We start from the raw sequence: 21,409 nt of genomic DNA on the forward strand, positions 1-21,409 counted from the left end.
GCCGGTGATCAGGCCGTCGACGGCGGAGAACTGGCCGGTGACACCGATCGCGGCGCGGACCCCGTCCGGTGAGGTGGCGAGGTCGTGGCCCGCGATCCGGATCTCGCCAGAGGCGGGGTCGGCGGAGATGAGCGTGGAGAGGATCTTCACGGCGGTGGTCTTGCCGGCGCCGTTCGGACCGAGCAGCGCGAAGACCGTTCCTTCGGGGACGGCCAGGTCGACGCCGTCGAGCACGGTCTTGTCGCCGTAGGACTTGCGCAGCCCGTTCGCCGCGATGGCCAGGTTCGTCATGATCGGTGCTCCTCAGAGGCTGCGGGCGGCGATGTCGCCGTGGGCGGTGGTCGCGTGGATGGTCAGGCCGGGGGTGCCTTCGGAGTTCTTGAGCGTGTTGTTGATCCGGCCGTAGGTGGTGCCGGCGTCCAGGGCGGCCGAGACTCCGCGGGCGGCTCCGACCGACACATCGCCGGACTCGGTGCGCAGCACGACCGTGCCGCGTACGGCCTCGGCGATCCGGATGTCGCCCTTTGCGGTGCTGATCTCCGCGGGGCCGCCCAGGCGGCCGACCGAGATGTCACCGGCGAGGAGGGTGAGGCGGACGCTCGCTGTCTCGTCGAGCTTGACCGAGCCCTGCGCGCCCTCGAAGGTGACGTCGCCGAGCCGTCCGACGCCCCGGAACTCGGCGCCGGCCGCCTTCGCCTCGACCCGGGAACCGGCGGGCAGCTGAACCGTCACCTCGACCGACCCGGAAGCGCCGAGGATCCGGTTCTTCGCCCGTGCGGTCTCGATCCGCAGGACACCGTCGCCGTACTCGACCGTGGTCTGCTCCGCCGCCTTCACGTCGCGGCCCTTCGAGGCGTCCGCGGGCAGGATCTCGACCGTGGCGTCGGTCCGGTCGGCGGCGATGAGGCGGATGTGTCCCGCGGGGATGTCGAGGACGGCGGAGATCGGGGCGGGGGTGTCGAACTTCTGCATCGTGCTCTCCTTCATCTGCCGCGGACGCTCTTGCGGCCGCTGTTTCTGATGATGAAAACGCTACGTTGCATTCATGGATGCGGCAACGGTCTCGTTGCTTACTGATGGCGTCAGTGCAGGTGAAGGTAGAGAATTCATTGCAATGGCTCTGAATCTAATGCAATAACCGGGCATGATTCGTTGCAATGATTTGGAAGTGAACGCTATAGTGGGGACACCGAAGACGACGAAGGAGGCCGCGATGCCGGGAGGCAGGCTCACCCAGCAGGAACGCCAGCAGATCGCGCTGGGACTGGCCGATGGCCTCGCCTACGCGGAGATCGCCAGGAGCCTCGACCGTCCGACCTCGACGGTCACGCGCGAGGTGATGCGCAACGGCGGCCCCACCGCCTACCGCGCCGACCTCGCCCATCGCGCCACCGAACACCGGGCCCACCGCCGCCGGCAGGCCGCACCCCGGGGGGCGGAGGCGCCCCCGCAGGCCCACGGACGCGATGCCGAGGCGGTGCGCGAGTTCGAGGAGACGTTCACCACCGTCATGATGGCCTCGGGCGCGCCCAAGATGATGTCCCGGGTGATGGCCTGCCTCACCCTCACCGACACGGGCAGCCTCACCGCGTCCGAACTCGTCCAGCGCCTCCAGGTCAGCCCGGCGTCCGTCTCCAAGGCGATCGCGTTCCTCGAGAGCCAGGGCCTCGTCCGCCGGGAACGCGACGAACGCCGTCGCGAGCGCTACGTCGTCGACGACGACGTCTGGTACCAGTCGATGATGGCCAGCGCCCGGTCCACCGCCCAACTCGTCGAGACCGCGCGGGAGGGTGTCGGCATCCTCGGCCCGGGCACCCCGGCCGCCGCCCGCCTCGAGAACATCGCCCGCTTCCTCGACTTCGTCTCCGAGAGCATCGCCCGGGCCGCGGAGCAGGCCCGCGACATCCTCCACGCGAAACCCGAAACGACCTCGGACAGCACTGCTTGAGCCGGGTTCGGATCGCGGCGGGACAGCGCCTTGCCGACCACGGTGACCGGGTTCCGCGCCGGATCCCTCGACCCGGGCCGGCCCTGTGCCACGCCGGCGCAATAGAACGGCCCCTGACCGGGTGTATCGGTCGGGGGCCGTTCGCGTCTCCGTCGCCGATGGCCAGTTGCCAGTTGCCAGTTGTCGACTGTCCGCTGTCCGCTGTCCGCCGGGCCGTCGTCAGGGCTGTCGGGACGGAGGGGTCGTCATCCGGGCCGCGGAGGCGATCGTCGAGCGGGCCTCGCGTTCGGTGAGGCCCGTTCGGACGGCGGCCTGGACGAGCGGGGTGATCAGTTGCGAGCCGATGCCGTTCTCGTAGGCGCGGCAGGCGGCCCAGAAGAGGCGGGTGTTGCGCTGGCCCGCGTGCGCGGCGAGGACGAACTGGACCAGTCCCTGGCCCTGCCGGCCGGTGGCGGAGGGTGTCGGATGGCTCGTGCGGAGCGGGGGCAGCAGCAGGCGCAGGAGTTCGGACGGACAGGGTGCGGGCGCGAGTCGAGCGGTGCCGGGGGCCGTTTCGTACACGCCGTGTTCGGTGCGTGAGCCGGGGCCGACGAGGTAGCCGCCGGCGCCCCGGATGTCTATGCCGGGGGCGAGCCGGCCGGCCGAGTTGGGGACGACGGCGTCCGGCGGTCCGCTCAGCCACAGGTGGCGACCGCCGCTGGGGGTCAGGACCACCACCGTGTCCGGGATCGTGAAGAGATGGCGCAGCGCCAGTTCGCGCAGGGCCGCCGAGGAGTCCGTATCGGACTTGATGTCGAGGTCGATGCCGATGAGGTGGTGCGGGTGCAGCCCGCAGGCGATGCCGTAGCCGGTGGCCCAGGGGGCGGCGGCGAAGAGTGCGCGGATGCGCCGGGGCTCGGTCGAGGCGTCGTACACGCCGTGCCCGAAACGGCCGCATTCGCCGTGGCAGGGGGTGGGATCGGGGTCGTCGCGGTGGGGGGAGCGCAGGGCCGGGAGCTTCGTTCGGGACAGCGGGATCACCGCCAGTCCGCGCTCGGCTGCGGACAGGGCGTGGGCCAGGGCCAGGGTGGTGGCCCGCCGGTCGGTGGTGGCCATGCCTCCATGTTCGTACGAGTGTTCGAAAAAGGGAAGGGCTCTCCAGGGTCACAGGGGTGCCGGGCCGGCGATGGGCGAGATCGGCCGAAAATGTGCCGGAACGCTTCAGCCGTTGCGGCATCTGGGATTGAACGGTCGGCAAGGGGTTGAGCAGGGGTTTTGTGGGCCTGAAGGTGGTTTATCGACATGTCCTCACGCTTGAGGGGGAATCACGGCTTCCGGGGTGGTTTGCCGGGGACCGGTGGGCAAACCTGGACTCGCGACGTCGCGCAAAGCGCCGGGGCGGTCGGCCAACTGCCTTGGAACAAGCCGTATTTCCCGTACATCCCGGTTCACCGCCGGTGCGTACAACCGGTTCTGGAGGAATTCACATGGCAAGCATCCGTACCGCTCGCGTCCTCGCCGTCGTCGCGGCCCTGCCCCTGGCCGCCGCCCTCTGCTCGGGCGTCGCCACGGCGGACAACGGCGGCTTCGCGGACACCGGATCGAACGCGGGAGTGGCGACCGTCAGTGGCAGCGGGGTCGGGCGCGACAACAGCGGCAACTCCTCGACCACTCAACAGCAGGCGGTGGGCTCAGGAGCCTCGAATCAGACCAATACCGCCCAGGTGAACGGTTCCGCGTTCACGGCCGTCAACCAGTCCAACGACACCGTCCGCGTCAACTTCGTCAACCTCTGGTGAGCCGGAGGCCGATGCGCCGCCATCGGCCCTGGGTCTCCTGTGTGGGGTAGTGCTCTGTGGGGGTTTCACAGCGTCTGCGCGACGGTGCTCCGGTGTCGTCGCGCAGACGTGTTCGGGGGCGTCGCGCGGATCCGGGCAGGGTGGCGCGGCGATCTGCTCAGGGTGTCGTACGGGTCCGATCCGAGCTGCCGCGCGGGGGTTGCCGTGAGAGGGAGTGCCGGGGGTGGGAGCTGGGGTGGGGGTGCCGGAGGGGCGGTGCGGCAGGGTGGCCCGGGGGCGGTTCGGGGCGTTGTCCGTGACCTTGACAGTCGACGGTATCTGACGGACAGTCAGAAAACCTTGTTCGTACGAGGTCCGGGAGGGCCGCCGCCGTGCACCTCGCCCCCACCGAGCGCCAGCAGCGGCTGCGCGCCGAGCTCCGCACGTACTTCCGGGACCTGATGCCGGACGGGCCACCGCCCGCCGACGACCCCGTACGACAGCGGGCGCTGCTGCGCCGGATCGGCGCCGACGGGCTGCTCGGGCTCGGCTGGCCGGTCGCGTACGGGGGGCAGGGGCGCGGAGCGGACGAGCAGTTCGTCTTCTTCGACGAGGCCTACCGGGCCGGCGCGCCCGTCTCGATGGTCACGCTGAACACCGTCGGGCCGACCCTCATGAAATTCGGCAGCGAGGAGCAGAAGGCCTTCTTCCTGCCCCGCATCCTGAGCGGGGACCTCGTCTTCGCCATCGGGTACTCGGAGCCGTCCGCCGGGACGGACCTCGCCTCCTTGCGGACGCGCGCCGTACGGGAGCCCGGAGGGAGCGCGGGACCGGCCGGCGCCGAGGGCGGGCACTGGCGGATCGACGGGCAGAAGATCTTCACGTCCAACGCCCAGAACGCCGACTGGATCTGGCTCGCCTGCCGGACCGACCCGGACGCGCCGAAGCACCAGGGCATCTCGATCCTGCTCGTTCCCACGGACGCTCCCGGCTTCTCGTGGACCCCGATCGAGACGGTCGGCGGCCAGACCACCACGGCGACCTACTACGACGGGATCCGCGTCCCGGCCGGGAACCTGGTCGGTGAGGAGAGCGGCGGCTGGGGGCTCATCACCAATCAGCTCAACCATGAGCGGGTGGCCCTCGCCGCGATCGGCATGCAGGCCGAGGACTTCTACGCGGCCGCGCTGGAGGCGGCCCGTACACCTGATCCGGTGACTGGGCGGCGCAGGGTTGACGAGCCGTGGGTGCGATTCCAGCTGGCCGAGGTGCATGCCCGGCTGGCGGCATCACGCCTGCTCAACTGGCGTTTGGTGGGGGATCTGGGAGCCGGCGGGCCGACGCCCGGAGACGCGAGCGGCGTGAAGGTCATGGGAACCGAATCCGCGGTCGCGGTGTACCGAATGTGTCAGCACATCGTGGGAGCGGACGCACTGGTCCGCTCCGGTTCACCGGGGACCTTCGGGGCCGGCGAGCTGGAGCGGATGAACAGGGCGGCGCAGATCAACACGTTCGGGGGCGGGGTGAGCGAGGTGCAGCGGGAGATCGTCGCGACGATGCGGCTCGGCATGAAGAGGGGGCGGCGGTGAGCGGCCGTGGAGCGGGCGGTGAGGGGGCTGCCGTGAGTGATGGCGCCGTGCGTGTCGGTGCCGTGCCCGGCGGGGACGACCTGTCGGCGCGCTTGAGGGGGTACGAGGGCCGCGCGGCCACCGTCGGGGGCGCCGGCAAGGACCCGGTCAACGCGCCGATGATCCGACACTGGTGCGAGGCGATGGGAGACACCAACCCGGCGTACGAGGGGCCGGGCGCCGTGGCCCCGCCCACCATGCTCCAGGCGTGGACCATGGGCGGCCTCGGCGGGCACCCCGGCCGCTCCGGGGCGTACGACGAGCTGCTCCGGCTGCTCGACGGCGCGGGGTACACCTCGGTGGTCGCCACCGACTGCGAGCAGGAGTATCTGCGCCCGCTGCGCCCCGGGGACGAGATCACCTTCGACGCGGTGATCGAATCCGTCTCCGAGCGCAAGACGACGAAGCTGGGCACGGGGTTCTTCATCACGACGCGGATGGACATCCGGGCGGGGGGCGAACTCGCCGGGACCCACAGGTTCCGCATCCTCAAGTACGTTCCGGTGCGCCGGAATCCGAAGGCTTCGGTAGGCGCGGGGCACCCGTCGGGCACCGCGGAGCCGAACGCTGCCGAGGCGAGCACCGCCGGGGCGAACGCCGCCGAGCCGAACACTGCGGGGGCGAACACTGAGGGGGCGAACACCGGGGAGGCGAAGCGCCGGCGCCCGCGCCCGGTGATCAACCGGGACAACGCCGGGTTCTGGGAGGGCGTCGAGCGGCACCGGCTGCTGATCCAGCGCTGCACGGCGTGCCGAACGCTGAGATTCCCCTGGCTGCCGGGGTGCGGCGCGTGCGGCAGCCCGGACTGGGACACCGTCGAGTCGGGGGGCGAGGGGACCGTCTATTCGTACGTCGTCATGCACCACCCCCCGTTCCCGGCCTTCGACCCGCCCTACGCCGTCGGCCTGATCCAACTCGCCGAGGGCGTGCGGATCGTGAGCAACGTGGTGGGCGTACCGCACGACCAGGTGCGGATCGGGATGCCGGTGCGGCTCGAATTCCAGCGGTACGACGAGGAGTTGGAGCTGCCGGTCTTCCGAGCGGTGGACGGGTCCGGTGGCGAGGGCGACCCAGCGGCCTCGGCCGCACGTGCCCCCGTCGGGCCCGGCGCCTGGGCCGCGCACGAACCCGTCAGGCTCAGCGGCTCGGCGGCACGCGAGCCCGTCAGGCTCAGCGGCGCGGCAGCCGGCGAACCCCGAGGTCCCGCCCGCTCGGCCGCGCGCGAGCCCGTCGGTTCCGGCCGCCCGGCCTCCGCGGGCTTCTCCGGCGGTCCTTTCGCCGGGCGCTCGGTCGAGGGGAGCTGACATGGACTTCACGCCCACCGAGGAGCAGGCGGCCGCCCGGGACCTGGCCGCGCGGATCTTCGGCGATCTCTCCACCCACGAGCGGCTCACCGCCACCGGGACGGACAGTGACGCCGGGCTGTGGAAGGAGTTGTGCGCCGCCGGGCTCGTGGCGGCCGTCGAGGACACCGGGCTGCTCGGCCTTGTCCTGCTGCTGGAGGAGCAGGGGCGCACCACGGCCCAGGTGCCGTTCGCGGCGAGCTGCGTGTACGGGCTGCTCGCGGTGGCGGGGCACGGTTCGCCCGAGCAGCGTGAGCGGCTGCTGCCGGGGATCGCCGACGGAACGCTGGTGGTGGCCGGCGCGATATCCGGATCGGCGTCAGGGGCGACATCGACGCCGGGGCAAGGCCCGGGGGCGGGCTCCGGTGTTCAGGCCGAGGCCGGGGCGGATTCGGAGGTCGCCGCGTCCGGTTCGGAGGCCGCCGCGTCTTGTTCTGGGGTCGCCGCGTCCCGTTCCGGGGGTGCCGGGTCCCCTCCCGTGCGGGAGCGGGCGCCGGGGAGGCTGACCGGTGTCCTTCCCGCAGTGCCCTGGCTGCGCGACGCCACTCATGTGCTCGTCGCCGACGACCGCCGGCGGCTCTGGCTGGTCCGCACCGCGGAGGCGGCGGGGAGCGAGCCGGTCGAGCTGACGGCACCGTGGTCGGCGGGGCACCTGACGCTGGACGGGACGCCGGGCGAGGCGCTGGGCGGGGCGGGGGCGTTCGACGACCTGCTGGCCACCGCCCGTACCGCCTTCGCCGGACTCCAGGCCGGGGTGTGCGCGGGGTCGCTGGCCCGGGCCGTCGAGTACACGAACGCGCGCGAGCAGTTCGGGCGGCCGCTCGCCGCCAAGCAGGGCGTCCAACTGCGCGCCGCCGACGCGTACATGGACACCGAGGCGATACGGGTGACGGCGTACGAGGCGGCATGGCGGCACGACGAGGGGCTGCCGTACGCGACGCACGCGCTGACAGCCGCCTGGTGGGCGTCCGAGGCGGGGCAGCGGGTGGTGCACACCGGCCAGCATCTGCACGGCGGGGCGGGAGCCGACCTCGAGCACCCCGTGCACCGGCACTTCCTGTGGGGCCGGCAGCTGGACGCGTATCTGGGGTGCGGGGGCGAAGTGCTGCAGGAACTGGGGGAGTTGATCGCGAACGGAGAGGTGGGGACATGAGGGTGGGCGATGTACTGCCGCCGCTGGAGATCGAGATCACCCGCACGCTGATCGTGGCCGGGGCGATCGCCTCACGGGACTACCAGGACGTGCACCACGACGCGGATCTGGCGAGGGAGAAGGGCTCGCCGGACATCTTCATGAACATCCTGACGACCAACGGCCTGGTCGGACGGTACGTGACCGACCACTTCGGCCCGGACGCCGTCCTGCGCAAGGTGGCGATACGGCTGGGAGCTCCCAACCACCCCGGAGACACCATGGTGTTGACCGGCTCGATCGAGGAGGTCGACGGCGACACGGTCACGGTGAGGATCCTCGGTGCCAACGGCATCGGACGGCATGTCATGGGCACCGCGACGTTGACGGTCCCGACCACGGAAGCGGCGCACGTCCCCGTCCCCGCGGGCCCCTCGGCCGAGGGCGGTGTCGCATGAGCGTGCGGAAGAGGGACGGCCTCGGCGGACGAGCGGCGGTCGTCGGGATCGGGTCCACCGAGTTCTCCAAGAACTCGGGGCGCAGTGAGCTGCGGCTGGCGGTGGAGGCGGTGCGGTCCGCGCTCGACGACGCGGGGCTGACGCCGGGGGACGTGGACGGGATGGTGACGTTCACGATGGACACCAGCCCGGAGATCACCGTCGCGCAGGCGGCCGGGATGGGGGAGCTGTCCTTCTTCTCGCGCATCCACTACGGCGGCGGGGCGGCGTGCGCGACCGTCCAGCAGGCGGCGCTCGCGGTGGCCACGGGGGTGGCCGAAGTCGTGGTCTGCTACCGGGCGTTCAACGAACGGTCGGGCCGCAGGTTCGGCTCGGGCGTGCAGCGGCGGGAGCCGTCGGCGGAGGGCGCGGCGCTGGGCTGGGCCCTGCCGTTCGGGCTGCTCACCCCGGCCTCCTGGGTGGCGATGGCGGCCCAGCGGTATCTGCACACCTACGGGCTGACACCCGAGGCGTTCGGTCATGTCGCGGTGGTGGACCGGAAGTACGCGGCGACGAACCCGGCCGCGTACTTCCACGGCAGACCGATCACGCTCGCCGAGCACGCGGCCTCGCGCTGGATCGTGGAGCCGCTGCGGCTGCTGGACTGCTGCCAGGAGACCGACGGCGGCCAGGCGCTGGTGGTCACCTCCGTCGAGCGGGCCCGCGATCTGCCGCACTCCCCGGCGGTGATCACGGCCGCCGCCCAGGGCGCGGGCCGGGCGCAGGAGCAGATGACCAGCTTCTACCGGGACGATCTGACGGGACTTCCGGAAATGGGCGTGGTGGCCCGCCAGCTGTGGCGGACGGCGGGGATGGGCCCGGCGGAGATCGACGTGGGGATTCTGTACGACCACTTCACACCGTTCGTGCTGATGCAGCTGGAGGAGTTCGGGTTCTGCAAGCCGGGGGAGGCCGCGGACTTCGTCGCCGAGGAGCGGCTGCCGCTGAACACGCACGGGGGGCAGCTCGGGGAGGCGTATCTGCACGGGATGAACGGCATAGCGGAGGCCGTACGGCAGCTGCGGGGCACGTCCGTGAACCAGATACCGGGCGCCGGGCGCGTCCTGGTGACGGCGGGTACGGGGGTGCCCACGTCGGGGCTGATCCTCGGGGCCGACGGGTGAGACCACCGTCCCGGCCCCCGTCATGCCCCGGCCGGCACCCCGCCCGGAGGACTGGGACGCCACTCCCGCGTACCTTCCGGGCACCCCCGGCGTGCTCCCCCCCGTCCGGAGGACGCCACTCCCGCGTACCTTCCGGGCACCCCCGGCGTGCTCCCCCGGTGGCCGTCTCTCAGGGGTGAACCCTCAGGGGGCGGGCCCCGCTCCTCCACCTCTAGGAGGTGAGGCCGACCCCACTTCTACAACCTGAGGCGGACATGGCTTCGGGACCTGCGGCCGATCCGCTGGAGGAGGGGGCGAACCTAGCGTGGAGCCATGACCACACTCGTCTGCACGAGCGCCTCGGACGCCGCCACAAGGGCGACGCAGACCCGTCCGCACGCGTCGTTCTCGTCGTACATGAAGGCCCGCCAGTCGGCGCTGCTGCGCACCGCCCGGTCGCTCACCGCGAACCCGAGCGACGCGGAGGACCTGCTGCAGACGGCGCTGGCGAAGACGTACGTCGCCTGGGACCGGATCGAGGACCACCGGGCGCTGGACGGCTATGTGCGGCGGGCGCTGCTGAACACGCGGACGTCGCAGTGGCGCAAGCGCAAGGTCGACGAGTTCGCCTGCGACGAGCTGCCGGAGCCGGAGGGACTGCCCACCGCGGACCCCGCCGAGCAGCAGGCGCTGCACGACGCGATGTGGCGGGCGATCACGAAACTGCCGGCGCGGCAGCGGGCGATGGTGGTGCTGCGTTATTACGAGGATCTGAGCGAGGCACAGACGGCGGAGGTGCTCGGGGTCTCCGTCGGCACGGTGAAGTCGGCGGTGTCCCGTGCGCTGGGCAAGCTGCGCGAGGACCCCGAGCTGATCCCCGTCCGTCAGGAAGCGCCCCGGCCGGTCGCCGAGCAGGTCCTTCGCTGATCGATCATTCCTGCCCCTAGTGACATACCGCGCGGTATGTGCGCAGAATCAGCGCAACCCATTACTACCGCGTAGGCAATGTCGCCCCCGGGAGGACGCCGTGCTGAGCACGATGCAGGACGTACCGCTGACTGTGACCCGCATTCTTGTGCACGGGGCGCTGGTGCACGGAGGGTCGCAGATCACGACCTGGACGGGAGAGGGCGAGCCGCACCGCCGCAGCTTCCGCGAGGCCGGGGAGCGTGCGAACCAGCTCGCCCACGCGCTGAGCGACGACCTCGGCGTGACGGGCGACGAGCGGGTCGCCACCCTCATGTGGAACAACGCCGAGCACGTCGAGGCGTACTACGCGATTCCCTCCATGGGTGCCGTGCTTCACACGCTGAACCTCCGCCTCCCGGCCGAGCAGCTCGTCTTCATCGTCAACCACGCCGCCGACCGCGTGGTCATCGTCAACGGCTCGCTGCTTCCGCTGCTCGCGCCGCTCCTCCCCCACCTCCCGACGGTGGAGCACGTGGTCGTCTCGGGACCCGGCGACCGTTCGCTGCTCGACGGGGCGGGCGTGCGGGTGCACGAGTACGAGGAGCTCATCGCCGGGAAGCCGACGGTCTACGACTGGCCGGAGATCGACGAGCGGCAGGCCGCGGCCATGTGTTACACCTCCGGGACCACCGGGGACCCCAAGGGCGTCGTGTACTCCCACCGTTCGATCTACCTGCACTCCATGCAGGTGAACATGGCCCAGTCGATGGGGCTCACCGACCAGGACACCACCCTCGTCGTGGTCCCGCAGTTCCACGTCAACGCCTGGGGCCTGCCGCACGCGACCTTCATGTCGGGCATCAACATGCTGATGCCGGACCGCTTCCTCCAGCCCGCGCCGCTCGCCGAGATGATCGAGAGCGAGCGCCCGACGCACGCCGCCGCCGTCCCGACCATCTGGCAGGGCCTGCTCGCCGAGCTGACCGCCAAGCCCCGCGACGTCTCCTCCCTCACCCAGGTGACGATCGGCGGCTCGGCCTGCCCGCCTTCGCTGATGGCCGCCTTCGACGATCTGGGCATGCGCGTCTGCCACGCCTGGGGCATGACCGAGACCTCCCCGCTCGGCACCATCGCCCGCCCGCCGGCCCACGCCGTGGGCACGGACGAGGAGTTCGCGTACCGCCTCACCCAGGGCCGTTTCCCGGCGGGCGTCGAGGCCCGCCTCACCGGCCCCGGCGGCGAACGGCTCCCGTGGGACGGCGAGTCCGCCGGCGAGCTCGAGGTCCGCGGCCCGTGGATCGCCGGTGCCTACTACGGCGGCAACGACGCGGAACCGCTGCGCCCCGCCGACAAGTTCAGCGAGGACGGCTGGCTCAAGACCGGCGACGTCGGCACGATCAGCACCGACGGCTTCCTGACCCTCACCGACCGCGCCAAGGACGTCATCAAGTCGGGCGGCGAGTGGATCTCCTCGGTCGACCTGGAGAACGCCCTCATGTCCCACCCGGATGTGACCGAGGCCGCGGTCGTGGCCGTCCCCGACGAGAAGTGGGGCGAGCGGCCGCTGGCCACCGTCGTCCTGAAGGAGGGTTCCATCGCCGACTTCGAGACGCTGCGCGCCTTCCTCGCCGACGAGGGCAAGATCGCCAAATGGCAGCTCCCCGAGCGCTGGACGATCATCGAGGCGGTCCCGAAGACGAGCGTCGGCAAGTTCGACAAGAAGGTGCTCCGCAGGAAGTACGCGGAGGGCGGCCTCGACGTGACCAAGCTCTGACGACGCCACGGGGCGGCCCACGGCCGGCCCCGTGGACCCATCACATGTACGCCGGGCGGGCGCCCCACGGCCCCCGCCCGGCGTACGCGCGGTTTTACGGCCGTAACGGGCGGTCCTGCCCGAACGGCACCCGCTAGTTGGTGCCGATGCGGGCCAGCAGGTCGACGATCCGGTCCTGGACCTCGTCGCTCGTCGAGCGCTCAGCGAGGAACAGCACGGACTCCCCCGCGGCCAGTCTCGGCAGTTCGGCCGGGTCGACGGCGGCGGTGTAGACGACGAGCGGCGTGCGGTTCAACTGCCCGTTCGCCCGCAGCCAGTCGACGATTCCGGCACGCCGGCGCCGTACCTGCATCAGGTCCATCACCACGAGGTTCGGCCGCATCTGCGATGCCAGGGTGACGGCGTCCTCGTCCGTCGAGGCGCGCGCGACCTGCATCCCGCGCCGCTCCAGCGTCGCGGTCAGGGCCAGCGCGATCTCCGCGTGCTCCTCGATGAGCAGCACCCGCGGCGGGTGCTGCTCGGAGTCGCGGGGCGCGAGCGCCTTCAGGAGCACGGCGGGGTCCGCGCCGTACGCCGCCTCGCGCGTCGCCTGTCCGAGTCCCGCCGTCACCAGGACGGGCACCTCGGCGGCGACAGCGGCCTGGCGCAGCGACTGCAACGCCGTGCGGGTGATCGGTCCTGTCAGCGGGTCGACGAACAGCGCGGCCGGGAACGCCGCGATCTGCGCGTCGACCTCCTCGCGCGAGTTCACGATGACGGGCCGGTAGCCGCGGTCGCTCAGCGCCTGCTGGGTGGCGACGTCGGGCGCCGGCCAGACGAGCAGCCGCCGCGGGTTGTCCAGCGGCTCCGGGGGCAACTCGTCGTCCACGGGCCGCGGCTGCGGCTGGTCGGCGACCTCGACGGCACCGCCGGGACCGTCGAGCGGCTCGGGGCCCTCGGCGGCGTTCTCGTCCGGTGCTCCTATGGCGTACGACCGTCCGGCACCCTCGGTGGCTCCGGGGAGCCGGGGGCCGGGACCCGCTTGGCCGCCCTGGGGGAGCGAGCGCGCGGCCGTGTCCGGTTGTTCGGCGACGGGCTCGGGCGGAGTGCCGAGCTTGCGGCGGCGGCCCCCGCCGTTCGCCTGGTGCGGGGGAGGCGTCGGGGCCTGGACACCGCCGCCCGGCCGGGCCGCCGCGACCTGACGGGCGAATGGAACGCCCTGGCCGAGCGTCCGCACACTTATGGCACGGCCCTGCGTCCCATGGGAGTCGGCCGGAGCGGACGCGGGCGTCGCCTCGGCGGGCAGAGGCTGGGCGACCCGCGGCGCCGGGCGCTCCGGGGGCAGCGGGGCGGGGATCGGCTGGGCCGGGGCCGCCGCGTTCGCCGCCGGAAGCGCGGGCTGCGCGGTGCCGCCGGGCGGCACCGGGCTGCCGGGCGCCGGGGCACCTGGGCCCGAGGCGTTGTCGACGCTTGGAGCGGTGTTCGCGTCGGGCCACGGCTGGGGAGCCGGAGCGGGCGCGGAACCGGGAGCCACGGGGGCGGCACCGGCCGGAGCGGCCTGCGCGGCGACGGCGGGCTGCCCGGGCGGAACAGGCCGACCGGCGGTGACCCCGCCCGGGACGCCCTGCGCGGGAATCCCCTGCGCCGGAACGGTCTGACCGAGCGCCGGGACCGCCTGCGCGGGGACCGGCTGGGCGGGAACGGCCTGCGCCGGGAGCGCCCGCGCGGCTGTCCCGGCCGCCGCGGCCGACTGGTCCGGGACCGCGATCTGACGGGCACGCCGACGGCCCGTCGGGGCCGCCACGGGGTGCGGCTGCGGCGGGGTGTGATCGTCCTCGGGGCTGTGCAGCATCGCGTCATGGCGGCCGTCGTCGGCCTGCCCGTGACCGGCCGCGCCCTGGCCGCCGGACTGCTGAGCCAGCGCGACCTGAGCCTGCGCCGCCTGAGCGGCCTGCGCCCGAGCCTCCTGTACCTGGGCTGCCTGTGCTTGAGCCGCCTGGGCCTGGGCGGCCTGCGCCTGGGCCTCGGCCTGGACGTACTCCGGCGAGCGGTCCGCCTCCGCCGGCGGCAGGGCGAACACCGTACGGGCGCCCGTCTCCTGCGCGGCGGCGGCACGCTCGGCCGCCGCGGCCAGCGCACGGCGGCGCCGCCCGGTCGGCTGCCCCGCGTCCGCGGCGGCACCGTCGTCCTCGGCCGGACCGCTGTCCGGCGCGGTCTCCCCCGCGACCGGAGCGGCCTGCGCACCCGGCGCCGCCGGCAACGCCGCGGGCAGTGCGTGCTGTTCGCCGTCCCGGCGCGCGCGTCGTCCGGAGGGAACCGGCACCCCCTGCGGAGGCACCGTCCCGCCCAGCCCGGTTCCCACGGCCGCGGTCCCGGCCCCGTGCTCGCCCGCCATCACGACCGCGCCCTCGGAGACGCCGTCGGTCATGCCCGGTGCCGCGGCGTCGTCCGTGCCCTCGACCGGACTCGGCCGGCCACGCCGTCGCCCGGTACCGCCTGAGCCGTCACCGGAGCCCTCGGCCGCCGGCCCCTGCGCGAGAACCGCCGACTCGCCGGCCGCCTGCTCCTCGGCGGCACGTCGTCGACGGCGCCCGGTGGGAGCGGCCGCACCGGCTCCGGCCGGCTCGAGCGCCTTCGGGCCGGACTCCCCCGCCGACTCGCTCTCCAGGAAGGCGTCCACGGAGGACCGCCGGGCCCGCCGCCTGCCACCGCTCTGCTGCGAGGCCTGCTCGGGAAGGGCGACCTCGGTGGAGACCGCCGGTCCGGTCGCGGGCGGAACCGCTCCGGCCCCGTCCCCGATGGGCACCTCGAGGACGAACGCGCTGCCGCTCATCCCCGGCACCTCGTGCGTCTGGAGCACACCGCCGTGCGCGCGCACGATGCCGCGCACGATCGGCTCGTGGACCGGATCTCCCCCGGCGTACGGTCCGCGCACCTCGATACGGACGACCTCGCCGCGCTGCGCCGCCGCCACGACGACCGTGTTGTCCATGTAACCGCCCGCCGACACCGGCGCATTGCCGGTCGCGTCGACTCCCGCGACGTCCGCGATGAGGTGGGCGAGGGCGCCCGCGAGACGCTGCGGATCGACCTCGGCCTCGATCGGCGGCGCGTGCACGGCGAACTGCACGCGTCCGGGCCCGATCAGATCGACGGCCCCGTCCACACCGGCCGCGACCACGGCGTCGAGCATCACGTTCGTACGGACGATCGTCTCGGCCCCGGAGTCCAGCCGCTGGTAGCCGAGGACGTTGTCGACGAGCGTCGTGATGCGCGAGTAGCCGGCCGCGAGGTGGTGGAGCACCTGGTTGGCCTCCGGCCACAGCTGCCCCGCGTCGTCGGCGGCGAGCTTGGAGAGTTCGCCGCGCAACTGGTCGAGCGGCCCGCGCAGGGACTGGCCGAGGACGGCGAGCAGCTGCTCGTGCCGGGCGGTCAGGGCCTCGTACCGGTCCTTCTCGCGCTCGCCGAGTGCGGCGTACCGCTCGTCGCCGGCGGCGAGTTCCTCCTCGTGCCCCTCGCTCAGTTCGGCGAGCTCGGCGGCGTGCCGCTCGCGCAGCTCCTTGAGTTCGGCGGTGTGCTCCTCGCCGATCCGTTCCAGTTCCTCGGCGTGCCGGGTGGCCTCGGCGTCCTTCTCCTCGACGAGGGTGTCGTACGGCCGCCGGTCGGTGAAGGTCATGACGGCGCCGACGAGCTGGTCCCCGTCGCGCACCGGAGAGGTCGTCAGATCGACCGGCACCTTGTCCCCGGACTTCGACCACAGCACCTGCCCGCGAACCCGGTGCTTGCGCCCGGAACGCAGGGTGTCGGCGAGCGGCGACTCCTCATAGGGGAAGTCCTCGCCGTCCGCCCGCGAGTGCAGGATCAGGGCGTGCAGGTCCTTGCCGCCGAGGTCGCTGGCCCGGTAGCCGAGGATCTGGGCGGCGGCGGGATTGACGAGAACGACCCGCCCCTCCGTGTCCGTCCCGACGACACCCTCGGCCGCCGCGCGCAGGATCATCTCGGTCTGGCGTTGCGAACGCGCGAGTTCTGCCTCGGTGTCGACGGTGCCCGAAAGGTCGCGTACGACGAGCATGAGCAGCTCGTCAGGGGTGGGGCCGTGATTGTCGTAGGCCTGCTGACCGTTCTCCAGATTCGCACTGGTGACCTCGACCGGGAACTCCGTGCCGTCGGTCCGCCGCGCGATCATCCGGGTCGGCTTGGTCCGCCCGCGCTCGTCGGTGGTGTCGGGCCGCCGCATGGATCCGGGGATCAGCCGGGAGTCGAACTCGGGCAGCAGATCGAGCAGCCCGCGCCCCACCAGAGCCGTGCCCGGGGTCTCGAAAGCCTCCAGGGCGATGCTGTTGGCGTTGACCACGGTCCCGTTGGCGTTGACCAGGACCAACGCATCGGGCAGCGCGTCCAGTATGGCTGCGAGGCGAGCAGCGCCTCGGGATGGCCTGCTGCTCACGAGACGCTTCCTCCCTGTTACCGCACCTTGCCGACCGCGGATGCCATCTTGCCAACCGGCCCGCGGCGTGTCACGCGAGGGAGTCTACGGGCAGTGGTTGCGCTCGCGATGCCGGATGAGAGGGAGGTCGCACACAGATGAGACGCAGAACAGGCGGAGAACCTGTGACCACGCGTTTCCGCCCGCGGAACCGTGAGACCACCGTGACTTCGCCGTGTCCTGAACGGGTCCGCTCTATGAGCGGGAGCCGGGCAGCAGAGGCATCAGGGCGTTCCAGCGCGAGATCTCGCACCCGTCGGAGCGGTCGTAGCGGGCGTCGACGGGGCGCCCCGCCCAGGTTCCCGTGACATGCGCGGTGGCCGGTCCCCCGTACTGCATCGCGCACAGGGTGTCCGGCGGCACCGGGGTGAAGGGGTCCTTGCCCCAGGTGGTCTTCCGGTCCAGCCGGTCGCAGGCCTCCGCCGCGTCCGGATGGCTCCCGCCCGCGGGGTGGCACTGAAGCTCGAACGTCCCGTCCGCGCCGCTGCCCGCGCCGTGGACCGTCACCGTCAGCCGGTCCACGGATTCGTCCGGGCGGGCAGGCGGCGGCATGAGCGCCGACAGGGCGACACGGTACGCGGCGGCGGACAGCGAGGACGGTCCCGCGGGGTATGCCGTGGGTACGGGGGACGCCCCGGGCAGCGGGGAAGCCTCGGGTACGGCGGAGGGGGTGCCGGCGATGGCGCTGGGCACGGCGGAGAGCGCGGCCGTGGCGGACACGGCGGCGGTGAGGAGCAGTCGGCGCAACATGACCTGCCTAACGCGAGGCATCCCGCCCGGTTGCGCGCCGGTGGGGGACTTTGCCCTCTGGCCTGCCTGCCTAGTACCGTAGGGGGCGATTGGTGACACCGCGCTCGACTGTGTCATCATCTGCACGCACCACTCGCGCTCGCGTGAGCGGTTGTGCGGGAGGCGTCGCCTAGTCCGGTCTATGGCGCCGCACTGCTAATGCGGTTTGGGCCTTCAAGCCCATCGAGGGTTCAAATCCCTCCGCCTCCGCGCGAAGATCCGAAGCCCCGGTCCACTGGACCGGGGCTTCGGCGTTCCGGGGGTCCGCGAGGGCCGCGGAGCGCTTCGATGTCCAGGGTGTCCGCGAGGGCTCAGAAGTGCGTTTGCCCAGCTCACAAGGGGTGAGGCAAACGGATTTCACATGGCGGCGGCAGTCATGTAATGTTCTTCCTGTCGCCGCGAGCGGGGCAAAAGCCCGGGACGCGAAGACAGAAGCACAACAGAACAAGCACTCGTAGCTTAACGGATAGAGCATCTGACTACGGATCAGAAGGTTGCAGGTTCGAATCCTGCCGAGTGCACACAGATCAAAGGCCCCGCCGGTTGAACCGGCGGGGCCTTTGACATCAGCGGGTGACATCAACGTCGTCGCGGCATCCTCAGAAGCCGGAGCAGGTAGCAGCGGCTGACGGCCCTGAGGCGGTGGACGTTTTAGGGGTGTCGTTGTCCACGGTCACGGAACAGGTGGCGGTGCCTCCCGACCCGCTGAGGCTGATGAGCAGCGACCCACCCTTCATGAAGCCCTTCGTTTTCACGACCTTCCGCCATGGCAATGTCTTGACGACTTCGGACCTTGTCGAAATGCCGTCGTCGTTCCAGACGGAGTACGCGATGGTCACGTTTCGTGCGTTGCCGGTGACCGCGTACTTCACCTCGACCGTCTTGGATACCTCGTTCGAGACGCCGGCGATGACGGCCACGCACCCGCCCGCTACCAGCAGGACCAGCACGAGCAGCACCCACGGCCACTTCCGTCTCTTCTTTCTCGGCGGTGCTGCTCCATAGGGTGATCCGCCACTGGGTGGTGACTGCCACCCTCCCCCTGGCTGTTGCTGCGCGCCTTGCCCCCATGACTGTTGAGACGGATCGGGACGGGGCTCCTGCCCAGGGGTGGGTTCGCTCATAGCCTCAGCGTCTGGCAACGCCCCTGGACGTGCGACTCAGGGCCCCACTCGTGGCTTCCATTTGCCTGAAAGCCGAGGGCTAACAGGCCATCAGTCGGAACCCTGCGCGGCTGGATCGTCGCCGCCGTCCTCATCGGTGTCATTGAAGCCCAACGCGTCGTCCATGCGATCGGCAGCGGCCCTGAGCGTCGTGTTCATCACGTGCGCGTACGTGTCCAGGGTCATGGTGATCGTGCTGTGCCCGAGCGTCTCCATGATGGTGCGGGCGTCGACGCCTTGAGCGAGCAGCAGGGACGCGCACGTGTGCCGAAGGTCGTGCACCCGCACCCGCCGCACCCGTGCGTCACGGCACAGGTTGGTGAGCATCCGGTTCAGGCCCCGTGGGTCCGTGACCCCACCGGTCGTCGTGGTGAACACGAGTCCGGCCGGCTGCCCCGGCGTCGGCTTCCACTTCGTCGCCGCGACCTTGCGCTCCCGGTCTTGCTGCTCCCGGAGCACTCTGTAGCGCGGGCGCAGAGCCGCTGGTGCCACTCGTTGGCGACCGGTCCGGGATCGACTTCCCAGGCCGGGGCCTGACCATCGAACAGGTTGTGCCGGACGCCGTCGTGACCGCCTACGACCGGCCGTGCTCCGAGGGCTTCACCAGTCGAGTCATCCCCCGAGGAAACCAGCGTTGGAGCTGATTTGGCGCTGGGAGGCAAGGCTCACGACAGGCTCGTCCCTTTGATCGCCTTCAATTCTCCGAGGATCGAGAGGTCGCCGCCGTCCAGTAGTTCGCCCGGATCACGCTGGGCGGGCTATAGCGTTTCATGGAGAGCGTCACAGGTTTACAAGTCAACCTCGTCGCTAACTCCCATCGGGAGAACCGAAAGAGGGGCGGCATAATAATTCGCGTGCCGACAATGTGCCTCCCATGGGAGCATAAGGCGTGAACCATTTTCAGCCGCCCGCACAGCAACTCCAGCATCCCCTTCTGCAACACGACTATCAAGGCTTCTGCTGGTGGTGCGGTAATACGGCCGACTCTCGCGAGCATCGCCATAAGAAGGCTGACGTGGTGCGCGCGTTCGGATCCGGCCCCTGGCCGGATCCTGTGGTGCGTGTCCGGTCCGGCAGCAAACGAGAAGATCGGATCCAGGGACCCAACTCGGCTAAGTTGAAGTTCGCCAAGGTGCTGTGTGCCAACTGCAATAACGTCAGGAGTCAATCCTTCGATCTCGCCTACGACGTTTTCGCTGAATACATCCATCAAAACAGCGATGTCAGCGTAAAAGCAGGCGTAATCCAGTTCTCCCGGGTCTACGGGAAAGGCTGGAGGGACGAGCGCAGAGCGCTGACGAAATATCTGGTGAAGAACATCTGCTGCCGGTTGGCCGAAGGCAGAGTTCAGATCCCTCAACCGTTGATCTGCTTCATGGATGGATCGGTTCGAGATCTCCCAAATCTGACCCTCGAAATGAATATCAACATGGCCAAGTATGAGATGGGAGTGCACCTCAGGGATGCCCATTGCATCGAAGGCGGGAGCCTGTGGATGGGCGATCACGGCATCATCTACGACTCGCAGACCAGTCCAGTAGGCACTTTCAGCCACCTGGGATTCGACTGGTTCAACGTGGACTACCAAGTGCTGTTCGGTCGCAGGAAGGGACGGGCGAACTTCTTCAGCGGAGACATTGTGAGACTTGAGCGTTTCTGGCCAGAAGGTCTCTCGACTGGGGACGCTCTCCGCGCCTGCCGAGACTGCAACCCCTCCTGAGGGCACGCTCAAGGCCGTGGGTCCTGCTTGGCGGGCTCAACGTCCGGCCCGTCGAGCAGGCTATGCCTCCATGGACGAGGTCACAGCTCCAGGGCGAATGCCAACAGCAGCGCACAACCCCCAACCAACCGAGATCGACCGCGCCTCGCTTGGCCAGCCATCAAGTTCGGGAGACACGGCCTGAAAAACGTGAGATTGCCCAGCGCGGTCACGTGCTCAAGTCTGGGCTGATCGAGTGGCGGGGCCGCAGTCCAGATGTGTGGGAGCACTGACACCACGGATAGCCTCGCGGCTCGTGACTTCACGAGCCGACTCGTTCACGACGCAGCCGGGAGCGGCACCACCTAGCGAGCCGCACTCGCAGTATCGCCGTCAGACCCGGTTGGGCCCGGAGGTGGCTCCACCCGGGTGAGTTGTCCCAGGGCTTGCAGTGCTTCTTGAGGTGACCGAACGAGCTGCGGTTGATGGTCCAGCGTGGCTTGTTGAGCGGCCGTCAGTTGCAGTACGAAAACCTGCCAGTCCAACTTGACGATCAGTACTGCACCGATACGTACGACGGCGTCTTTGGTGGGATCAAGCGCTGCAATCAGCGGCGGGACATGCTGCATCAGTGCGGAGGTAAGAGCTGCGTCTTGAGCCAAGACGAGTCGCTGGTCAGCCATGTGCACCGCTGTGTACGCAGTCTCACGCAATGTGTAGCTGCGAGCCCATAGACGTCGGAACCAAGACCCGATGATTGGATCATCCGCCTCGGTCACAGTAAGACCCACACGGTCCAATAGTCTCAGGACTGCCAGCTGAACGTCATGTTGAGCCGCCTCGTCCGAAAGATAGATCAAGACAGGTAATGCGTCGTCATGCCCGCGGTCCCTTGACGCTGGCGACCGGCGGGAGCCGTGCCTGTCAGATCTGGACAAGTACGGCAGGGGCAGGTCCATTGGCCCGACAGGCGGGATTGACGGGCGGTTGACGGTGTTCCCGGAATCGCCATCCGATGGGTACGTGGTCATGCGGACTCCACCTGCCAGCGTCGAGGCCCGCGGTAGACAGGACTCGTCTACGGTCGGGCCGGTCCGCACAACGATGCCCCAAGTGGGGGCATGTGAGGAAGCCCGTCGACCGGGTTTCCCGAGTATGTGAGCTAAGCAGGGTCGCCACTGGTCGTGACATCAGTAGCTGAC

The 21,409-nt window shown here is 70.7% G+C and carries 18 protein-coding genes and 2 tRNA genes; 12 read left to right on the top strand and 8 right to left on the bottom strand.

What is annotated here, in order from left to right:
• Both ACWD68_RS36940 and ACWD68_RS36945 read right to left on the bottom strand, forming a co-directional pair.
• Window positions 1-291 (bottom strand): ATP-binding cassette domain-containing protein (locus tag ACWD68_RS36940; protein ID WP_451810842.1); only part of this gene is annotated, 291 nt, incomplete at its 3' end.
• A gap of 12 nt (window positions 292-303) precedes the next feature.
• A complete protein-coding gene (locus ACWD68_RS36945; RefSeq protein WP_451810843.1) occupies window positions 304-972 on the bottom strand; it encodes a DUF4097 family beta strand repeat-containing protein in 669 nt (222 codons plus the stop codon).
• Between the two features lie 241 nt (window positions 973-1,213).
• On the opposite strand from ACWD68_RS36945, the gene ACWD68_RS36950 reads away from it, so the two are divergent.
• Complete coding sequence (locus ACWD68_RS36950; RefSeq protein ID WP_451810865.1) at window positions 1,214-1,948, top strand: helix-turn-helix domain-containing protein; 735 nt, start codon at window positions 1,214-1,216, stop codon at window positions 1,946-1,948.
• Between the two features lie 219 nt (window positions 1,949-2,167).
• Here ACWD68_RS36950 and ACWD68_RS36955 read toward each other — a convergent pair whose 3' ends face one another.
• Window positions 2,168-3,043 carry a bifunctional DNA primase/polymerase gene (locus ACWD68_RS36955; RefSeq protein ID WP_451810844.1) on the bottom strand — a complete coding sequence of 292 codons (876 nt, stop codon included), beginning with the start codon at window positions 3,041-3,043 and terminating at the stop codon, window positions 2,168-2,170.
• 371 nt (window positions 3,044-3,414) lie between these two features.
• Here ACWD68_RS36955 and ACWD68_RS36960 point away from each other — a divergent pair, with 371 nt between their 5' ends.
• From ACWD68_RS36960 to ACWD68_RS36995, 8 genes are all read left to right on the top strand, one after another.
• A complete protein-coding gene (locus tag ACWD68_RS36960) occupies window positions 3,415-3,726 on the top strand; it encodes a hypothetical protein (RefSeq protein ID WP_451810845.1) in 312 nt (103 codons plus the stop codon).
• A gap of 371 nt (window positions 3,727-4,097) precedes the next feature.
• Window positions 4,098-5,294, top strand: a complete 1,197-nt coding sequence (locus ACWD68_RS36965; protein ID WP_451810846.1) for an acyl-CoA dehydrogenase family protein — start codon at window positions 4,098-4,100, stop codon at window positions 5,292-5,294.
• A gap of 32 nt (window positions 5,295-5,326) precedes the next feature.
• Window positions 5,327-6,637, top strand: a complete 1,311-nt coding sequence (locus ACWD68_RS36970) for a bifunctional MaoC family dehydratase N-terminal/OB-fold nucleic acid binding domain-containing protein (protein ID WP_451810847.1) — start codon at window positions 5,327-5,329, stop codon at window positions 6,635-6,637.
• 1 nt (window position 6,638) lies between these two features.
• A complete protein-coding gene (locus tag ACWD68_RS36975) occupies window positions 6,639-7,829 on the top strand; it encodes an acyl-CoA dehydrogenase family protein (RefSeq protein WP_451810848.1) in 1,191 nt (396 codons plus the stop codon).
• On the top strand, window positions 7,826-8,266 hold the full coding sequence (locus ACWD68_RS36980; protein WP_451810849.1) for a MaoC family dehydratase: 441 nt from the start codon (window positions 7,826-7,828) through the stop codon (window positions 8,264-8,266). The genes ACWD68_RS36975 and ACWD68_RS36980 overlap by 4 nt, the downstream gene beginning before the upstream one ends.
• Window positions 8,263-9,429 (top strand): lipid-transfer protein, encoded by a 1,167-nt coding sequence (locus tag ACWD68_RS36985; RefSeq protein WP_451810850.1) that lies wholly within the window; start codon window positions 8,263-8,265, stop codon window positions 9,427-9,429. Before ACWD68_RS36980 ends, ACWD68_RS36985 begins: the two co-directional genes overlap by 4 nt.
• Window positions 9,430-9,741: 312 nt before the next feature.
• Complete coding sequence (locus ACWD68_RS36990; RefSeq protein ID WP_451810851.1) at window positions 9,742-10,335, top strand: SigE family RNA polymerase sigma factor; 594 nt, start codon at window positions 9,742-9,744, stop codon at window positions 10,333-10,335.
• Between the two features lie 112 nt (window positions 10,336-10,447).
• Entirely contained in the window at window positions 10,448-12,091 is a 1,644-nt protein-coding gene (locus ACWD68_RS36995) for a long-chain fatty acid--CoA ligase (protein ID WP_451810866.1), read from the top strand.
• 133 nt (window positions 12,092-12,224) lie between these two features.
• On the opposite strand, the gene ACWD68_RS37000 is transcribed toward ACWD68_RS36995, so the two are convergent.
• Together ACWD68_RS37000 and ACWD68_RS37005 are read right to left on the bottom strand one after the other, a co-directional pair.
• Window positions 12,225-16,517, bottom strand: a complete 4,293-nt coding sequence (locus ACWD68_RS37000; RefSeq protein ID WP_451810852.1) for a PAS domain-containing protein — start codon at window positions 16,515-16,517, stop codon at window positions 12,225-12,227.
• A 234-nt stretch (window positions 16,518-16,751) separates the two neighbouring features.
• On the bottom strand, window positions 16,752-17,306 hold the full coding sequence (locus ACWD68_RS37005) for an SSI family serine proteinase inhibitor (RefSeq protein WP_451810853.1): 555 nt from the start codon (window positions 17,304-17,306) through the stop codon (window positions 16,752-16,754).
• A gap of 158 nt (window positions 17,307-17,464) precedes the next feature.
• Between ACWD68_RS37005 and ACWD68_RS37010 the strand changes: the two genes are divergently transcribed.
• Together ACWD68_RS37010 and ACWD68_RS37015 are read left to right on the top strand one after the other, a co-directional pair.
• A tRNA-Ser gene (locus tag ACWD68_RS37010) sits at window positions 17,465-17,555 on the top strand.
• Window positions 17,556-17,793: 238 nt separating this feature from the next.
• Window positions 17,794-17,866 (top strand) — tRNA-Arg (locus ACWD68_RS37015).
• Window positions 17,867-17,944: 78 nt separating this feature from the next.
• Here the strand turns inward: ACWD68_RS37015 and ACWD68_RS37020 are convergent.
• On the bottom strand, window positions 17,945-18,304 hold the full coding sequence (locus tag ACWD68_RS37020; RefSeq protein WP_451810854.1) for a hypothetical protein: 360 nt from the start codon (window positions 18,302-18,304) through the stop codon (window positions 17,945-17,947).
• Window positions 18,305-18,559: 255 nt separating this feature from the next.
• Complete coding sequence (locus ACWD68_RS37025; protein WP_451810867.1) at window positions 18,560-19,033, bottom strand: tyrosine-type recombinase/integrase; 474 nt, start codon at window positions 19,031-19,033, stop codon at window positions 18,560-18,562.
• A 364-nt stretch (window positions 19,034-19,397) separates the two neighbouring features.
• On the opposite strand from ACWD68_RS37025, the gene ACWD68_RS37030 reads away from it, so the two are divergent.
• Complete coding sequence (locus ACWD68_RS37030; protein ID WP_451810855.1) at window positions 19,398-20,228, top strand: hypothetical protein; 831 nt, start codon at window positions 19,398-19,400, stop codon at window positions 20,226-20,228.
• A gap of 344 nt (window positions 20,229-20,572) precedes the next feature.
• Here the strand turns inward: ACWD68_RS37030 and ACWD68_RS37035 are convergent, their stop codons facing one another.
• Window positions 20,573-20,890 carry a hypothetical protein gene (locus ACWD68_RS37035; RefSeq protein WP_451810856.1) on the bottom strand — a complete coding sequence of 106 codons (318 nt, stop codon included), beginning with the start codon at window positions 20,888-20,890 and terminating at the stop codon, window positions 20,573-20,575.
• Between the last annotated feature and the right edge of the window lie 519 nt (window positions 20,891-21,409).

The sequence above is a fragment of the Streptomyces sp. NPDC005141 genome, assembly GCF_053599975.1.